This window comes from Methanofollis sp., from assembly GCF_028702905.1.
In the GTDB taxonomy this organism is placed as follows: domain Archaea; phylum Halobacteriota; class Methanomicrobia; order Methanomicrobiales; family Methanofollaceae; genus Methanofollis.
Genome location: NZ_JAQVNX010000074.1, coordinates 1 through 6,277, shown reverse-complemented (window position 1 = coordinate 6,277; position 6,277 = coordinate 1). Strand labels below are relative to the sequence as shown.

The window sequence follows — 6,277 nt, the reverse complement described above, 5'->3', positions numbered from 1 at the left end:
TCAGTGGTCATCGTCTCCTCCGAGGACATCGTCTCCTCCGAGGACATCGTCTCCTCGGTGGTCATCGTTTCTTCGGTGGTTATGGTTTCTTCTGTAATCTCCGTCCCCGGAGGTACCCCCATTGTCTCGGTATCCACGGGGACTCCGAAAGTTTCTGTTGTTCCTGCCGGCGGTACGGTCGTCTCCACCCCCACGGGCGACACGGTGGTCGCGGGCAAGGGTTGGGTCGTCGTCTCCGGCCCTCCGGGCTGCGATCCTGTACATCCTGCAGTGACTGAGAGCATGCCAACAATCAGAAGCAGGATAAAAAACCAGGGTAGTATTCTTTTCATGGTCCCCCCGAGCAGAACATACCCCTCATAATATTTATAGAATATGGACGGGCACACCCCTCCATCCTGCAGATTGGGGGGGCAGGATATAGTATCGGCCGATTATTTCATCGAATATCCCACAATGAACAAAAATTCACCATAAAATATCGCACAAAACAAAGTTTTTTTGGATAAAAAAAGATCTGGTCGCACTATCTCAACGGAAGCGACGATAAAATTGACAAAAAATCCCACACTTCACCCGGGGCTGCCGGCAGGCCGGCCATCCCGGACAACGCTTATCAGGAAACGAGGCAATGGCCCGATGACCGCGATGACCAGAATCATGATCGACACCAACATCTTTCTCTCCCTGTACGAGTCGAAAGAAGATCCGGAAGAGATATTCAGGGACATCATGAAGGTGCGTGCCTCCCCGGTCCTGCCAGACGTCATCTTTGACGAGTACCTGCGCAACAGGGACAGGGCCCTTGGCTCTCGCGCACGACGGATCAGGAATGCAGCAGTTCCTGAAGATGAAATGCCCGATTTCCTGGTGCAGTCTCCGGAATATTGCCGGCTGCAACAGCGCGCGGGCGAATACAACCGGAGTATCAGGGATCTGGTCGCCGATATCCAGATGATGATCGCAGATCCGGCCGGCGATCCGATCTTCGCCGCCCTTTCCCGCCTCTATGCCGACCCGGAGACCACGACGCTACGGTGGACACGGGCCCATTTCGAAAGGGCCAGTCAGAGAAAGATCATCGGAAACCCCCCGAAAAGCGAGAGAAAAGATATGATCGGTGACGAATTGATCCGGGAAATGGTCCCGGACCATATGCATGAAGATCTCATCCTCATCACCCGCGATATGATGTACAGGAACCCTATCACCTATGTACGCAGGGAATATCAGGAGAGAACAGGCAGTCGCCTCATGGTGGATGAACGTCTTTCATCAGCCCTGAGACAGATGGGAGAGGAACCGTCCCTTGCATTGCTCCGCTTTGAGGAGGAAAGTTCGGGGCCGACAGAATAAAAAAAGGAGAACCATTATTACCGGCCGCTCAGTCCTCTCCGGGAATAGAAATATTTGTCCTGCACGACTATTCGCGCCACCCGCGGGGGCGATGCCGGTCACACCTGCCAGATGGTGTGACCGGGGCTTCGCACAGGGAACGTCACTGAAACCACCGGGTCGCCCTGTCTGGTCGGTCCTCTCCCCCGACCGGGCCGGGCAGGATGCGATCTTCATCGCCGGGCCGGCGAAACGGCCTGCATGGATACCCCTGCACCGTTGTTTCGAACAGACGCGGGAAGTGTATCCTCCTTCCTGACGTGAAAGAGGTTGTTTTCGAAAGAGAAGCCACACGACCCCGTGCAGAATGCGGAAAGACAGATTCAAGTACGAACCCTATAAATACTGTTCCTGAGAACATTTCTACAAATGGATGTTCATTTGCCCTTTTTTTTAAGAATCACATGAACGACGGGCATAGTCCATCAGATACAGGAGAGAGCATGTTCAGTAACGGCATAGAAATATTGGGCGCATTTATCCTTTACCTCGGCCTCATGGTTGTGATCGGCTTTGTCTATTACAACAAGACAAACACCGTCAGCGATTACATCCTCGGCAACCGGGGCCTGAACCGCTACGTCGCGGCACTCAGCGCAGAAGCATCAGATATGAGCGGGTGGTTGCTCATCGGCCTCCCCGGCCTCGCCTACCTCTCCGGCATGCAGGCAGGATGGGTGGCCCTCGGCCTTATCATCGGGACATTTCTGAACTGGAAATTCGTGGCGAAGCGTCTCAGGATATACACCCAGCAGGCCAACGATTCGCTCACCCTCCCTGACTTTTTCAGGAACCGGTTCAATGACAGGTCAGGCCTCATCAGCAGCATCGCAGCGGTATTCATCCTGATCTTCTTCCTGATCTACACCTCGGCGCAGTTCGTGGCCAGCGGGAAACTCTTCAACACGGTCTTCGGGATCGATTATACTGTCGCCCTTCTGATCGGGTCTCTGATCGTCGTCTCCTATACATTTACCGGCGGTTTCAAGGCCGTATGCCTGACCGATTTCATCCAGGGGACACTGATGCTCTTTGCCCTTGTGATGGTACCCCTCTTTGCGGTATTCCTGCTTGGCGGCCCTGTCGCCACGGTCGGCGGTCTTGAGGAGATCAACCCGGCCCTGCTGGACCCCTTCACCGATGCACAAACAGGCGACCCCCTGACCTTTGTCGCGATCATTTCCATGCTCGCATGGGCCCTCGGTTATTTCGGCCAGCCGCATATCCTTGTCAGGTTCATGGCAATCAAAAGACCCGAGGAGATCGGGGAGGCCAGGTCGATTGCCATGGTCTGGGTCATCATCTCTCTCTGCGCCGCCGTTGCCATCGGGCTTATCGGCCGCGTCTTCTTAAGCCAGCCCCTGGTCGGCCCCGACGCGGAGACCGTCTTCATGGTGATGACCAGCGAGGTCTTCTTCTCCTTTGTCGCCGGGATCGTCCTCTGCGGTATCCTTGCAGCGATCATGAGCACGGCCTCGTCCCAGTTGCTGGTCAGTGCATCAGCGGTATCCCAGGATCTGTACAAATCATTCTTCAGAAAAGGTGCAAGTGACAGAGAACTGATCTGGGTCAGCCGTTTCTCCGTCCTTATCGTCGCCGTCTTCGCCATCCTTCTGGGCCTGGACCCTGAAAGCAGCGTCTTCAACATCGTCTCGTACGCCTGGGCAGGATTTGGCGCGGCGTTCGGGCCTGTCCTGCTGATGGGCCTCTTCTGGAAGAGGACGACACGCCAGGGCGCTCTCGCCGGTGTGATCGTCGGCGGACTGACTGTCCTCATCTGGAAACAGTTCGGTTTCTTCGGGCTCTATGAGATTATCCCGGGTTTTGTCCTCTCCCTCATCGCGATCTATGTCGTGAGCATGCTCACGCCTGAACCCGAGCCTGAAATAATCTCGATGTTCGAGCAGACCGAAGAAGAAGTACGGAAAGTGAATAACTAATCTATTCGCACCTTTTTTTACTGAAATGGCATCGCAGGATCTGCGATGATTCTCTGTGGTCTCGAAGCCGCCGGGGCCTGACGGCCTGCACGGGAACATCAGAACCTTACAAGATTTTCAATGCGCAGGATTCCCTCCCCCTGACAGGAATACATCTCACCATGATGGGGACATAGATCCATTTGTCCTACAATTACCAAAATTTAATTTTTAAAATACCACAATCGTTGCATTCGCAAATAGAAAACATTAAATGCGAATTACAGATAATATTTATTTGCCGGGTGAGAACCATCATAGAGAGTACCACCACCATTTCCCGGGAAGAGCAGGGATTCCTGTACCATCTGGTCGACAGCATCAGCATCCCTGTCTTCTATAAGGACACCAGAGAGGTGTATCTGGGGTGTAATAATGCATTTGCCGTTTTTTGTGGCATCCATACAGAGGATATTATTGGAAAAACCGTATACGAACTTTTCCCGCCAGAAATGGCCGACACCTATCATTTCAGGGATGCCGAACTCTTTGCACGACCCGGAACCCAGCAGTACGAAACAGTTCTGAGGTCACAGGACAGCATCATCCACCGCGTCGTATTCTACAAGGCGACATATACCGACGACCAGGGAGACGTCTGCGGACTGGTCGGCCTTGTCCTTGACATCACCGAACAGAGGGGGGCCGAGGAGAGTCTCCGCCGTTCAGAAGAAAAATTCAGGGCGCTCTTAGAGACCATGACCCAGGGCGTGGTCTACCAGGACATGGCAGGCCGGATCGTCGATGCCAATCGGGCCGCAGAAAAGATCCTGGGCCTGAGCCAGGAATGCCTGCTCGGGAAGAGGCTGACCGATCCCTGCTGGCAGGCGAGACGTACCGGAACCTCACGCCTTGAGGCAGCAAAAAACAGGGAACTGATCGGGATCAGGGACCCGGTCTCCGGCGAAGAGCGCTGGGTCATGGCCTCCACCATGCCTGTTGCAGAAAACAGCCCGGAACAACCGTACTCCTGCTTTACCACCCTGGAAGATCAGACCCTGGAGAAGCAGGCAGAAAGGGCATTGAAACAGTCAGAGGCTGAAAAGGCACTGATCCTGAACTCCGTGGAAGAGACGATGGTCTACCTCGACCTTGAGTGCAGGACCATCTGGATCAACGATGCCACCTGCCGACAACTGGAGACGACATGGGAGGAGATGCTTGGCCGGCGCTGTTATGATATTGTCTGGAAGAGGGAGGAGATGTGCCCCTGGTGCCGGATACCCCGCATCATCGCAGGCGGAAAACCGGTATCTGATATGGTAAAACTTTCAGACGGTCGCATCTTCCAGATGACCACCTACCCCGTGTTCGATGAAATGGGAAACCCGGTCGGCTATCTTGAAAAGGGACTCGACATTACCGGGATCACGAAGACCCAGCGGGCACTGGAAGAGTTCAATAAAAAACTCAATCTCCTCTCGTCCATCACGCGTCACGACATCCTGAACCAGGTCATGGCCCTGATGTTCTACGTGGACGAGATCGAAGCCGAAATACCGGCCGGGTCACCGGTGGCGGCAATGGTCGGGAAGGTCAAGGACGCGACGACGCACATCGAGCGCCAGATCGCATTTGCCCGGGACTACGAGGCACTCGGCGTACACGGGGCGGAGTGGCAGACGGTCGCCGACCTCCTGGAGCGTGCATCCCGGGTCATCCCGTCTGATATCAGGTATTCGGCATCTGTCGGCGACCTCGAGGCCTTTGCCGACCCGCTGCTTGAGAAGGTGTTCTACAATATCTTCGAGAATGCTCTGAGCCACGGGGGCCATATCACCGCGATCACCGTCTCCTTTGTCGCGGGAGAATCCTCGGGGACGCTTGTCATCGAGGACGACGGTGTCGGCATCCCTGAAAAGGAAAAGGCACGGGTATTCCTGAAGGGTGTGGGTACAAAAACCGGGCTCGGGCTATTTCTCTCAAAGGAGATCCTCGGCATCACCGGGATCACCGTCGCTGAGACAGGCAGGGAAGGGGAGGGGGCACGCTTTGAGATCCGGGTGCCCGGGGGTGCGTACCGGCTTCACGGTGCATGAAGAGGCTCGGCAGGGCAATGAGGGGGCAGCAGTACAGCCTGCACCGCCGGTTGATCGGCCGGGTTTTATCTTTATGCCTGACCCATATGACCGCATGACGCAGATCGGTATCATCGGGACGGGCAGCATGGGGGGCATGCTCGTCAGGTCATTCATCGAGAGCGGGGCCGCGAGGCCGGACGCGATCCTCGCGTCCAACCGCACCGCGGCGAAGCTCCAGGCACTCGCGGCGGAGACTGGCATCGGGTGCGGCAGGGACAACAGGGAGGTGGCCGGGCATGCGGACGTGGTCTTCCTCTGTGTCCGGCCTTCCGAGGTCGGGGACATCCTTCGTGAACTGGAAGACAAACTCTCGCCGGAGAAATTGCTCGTCTCTATCGCTGCCGGCGTCCTGCTGGAGGACCTGCAGGCATGGACAAAGGCGCGGGTGGTGCGGGTGATCCCGGCCCTCACCTCCGAGGTGCTGAGGGGTGCCTCCCTGGTGGCCTTCGGCGACCGGGCGACGCCTTCAGACCGGGAGACCGTCCTCTCCCTCCTGAACGCGATCGGCAGGGCGGTGGAAGTGGAGGAGGAGGACTTCGAGGCCCTCACTCTCCTCACCAGTTGCGGGCCCGCGTTCGTCGCCGCACTGATGGAGGAGATGGCGGCGGCGGCGGTGCGACAGGGCGGGGTGCGGCCAGACCTTGCGGAACTCCTCGTGAAGGAGACCCTGATCGGGACGGCAGGCCTGCTCAAAGGCACCGACTTCGGCCGCCTCATCGCTCGCGTGGCGACGCCGGGCGGGATCACGGAGAAAGGGGTGGCTGTGATCCGGGAGAGGGGGCCGGGAATGTTTGATGAGATGATGAGGGCGGCGCTGGGGAA

At 56.7% G+C, this 6,277-nt stretch carries 5 protein-coding genes; all 5 read left to right on the top strand.

Translation table 11 applies throughout. From position 1 onward, the window contains the following. Positions 1 to 363: hypothetical protein (locus tag PHP59_RS09055; RefSeq protein WP_300166210.1), on the top strand; the 363-nt coding region annotated here is incomplete at its 5' end. Between the two features lie 285 nt (positions 364 to 648). Next, positions 649 to 1,356, top strand: a complete 708-nt coding sequence (locus PHP59_RS09050) for a PIN domain-containing protein (RefSeq protein ID WP_300166208.1) — start codon at positions 649 to 651, stop codon at positions 1,354 to 1,356. Between the two features lie 443 nt (positions 1,357 to 1,799). Next, positions 1,800 to 3,335 (top strand): sodium/proline symporter PutP, encoded by a 1,536-nt coding sequence (gene putP, locus PHP59_RS09045; RefSeq protein WP_366943742.1) that lies wholly within the window; start codon positions 1,800 to 1,802, stop codon positions 3,333 to 3,335. A 284-nt stretch (positions 3,336 to 3,619) separates the two neighbouring features. Then, positions 3,620 to 5,413, top strand: coding sequence for a PAS domain S-box protein (locus tag PHP59_RS09040; RefSeq protein ID WP_300166204.1), 1,794 nt, complete (start codon positions 3,620 to 3,622; stop codon positions 5,411 to 5,413). A 94-nt stretch (positions 5,414 to 5,507) separates the two neighbouring features. After that, the coding region (locus PHP59_RS09035; RefSeq protein ID WP_300166202.1) for a pyrroline-5-carboxylate reductase at positions 5,508 to 6,277 on the top strand (770 nt) is incomplete at its 3' end.